This is a genomic window from Pelotomaculum propionicicum, from assembly GCF_004369225.1.
Taxonomy (GTDB): Bacteria; Bacillota; Desulfotomaculia; order Desulfotomaculales; family Pelotomaculaceae; genus Pelotomaculum_B; species Pelotomaculum_B propionicicum.
Genome location: NZ_QFFZ01000172.1, coordinates 1 through 562 on the forward strand (window position 1 = coordinate 1; position 562 = coordinate 562).

The 562-nt window shown below is 35.8% G+C and carries 1 protein-coding gene; it reads left to right on the forward strand.

Annotated features, from left to right (window positions below; all coding sequences use genetic code 11):
• Positions 1-235 precede the first annotated feature (235 nt).
• The gene (locus Pmgp_RS20460) at positions 236-367 is read left to right on the forward strand and encodes a helix-turn-helix domain-containing protein (protein ID WP_282432928.1); all 132 of its coding nucleotides are present in this window, start codon (positions 236-238) and stop codon (positions 365-367) included.
• Positions 368-562: the final 195 nt, after the last annotated feature.

Here is a 562-nt window from a genome sequence, read left to right on the forward strand (position 1 = left end):
CAAGCCTCGGACATTTTAGCAATATCATTACAATCTGCTTAAAAAATCAATTTTTTAAACCAAGGGATAAGTATGTCCTTTTTTAGGCTTACTCCTTCAGTTGTGTAATTGAATTGTTTTCACGCTAGGTCTTCAGGAAGCTGTTGAATATGAAAAAGGCAACTTAAAAGGTGTAAAAAAGCATGTTGTAACGGTTAAAGCGTTACCTGTTTACAAGGCAAAGGAGATTAAAAAAATACGTACGAAATTGGATTTATCACAATCGGCCTTTGCAAATATTATCGGTGTTTCCAAAAAGGCAGTGGAAGCGTGGGAAGCAGGAGTAAATATTCCCCAAGGGCCTGCTCAAAGAAGGGAGTGTAAATAATTCCGTGTAAATGGAAATTTCATCTTTAATTTGGTTAAGCTATAAATGGCTCTTTTCCGCCAGGAGGATAGGGCATATTCCGTTTTTTGATGTATTCCGATGATTTTTCAAACCTTACTGAGTATTTTGTAGATGCAACACCGTCACTATCCTTTCGCTTAAAAGAATCGGAATATTGTATTCTACTATTTTTTA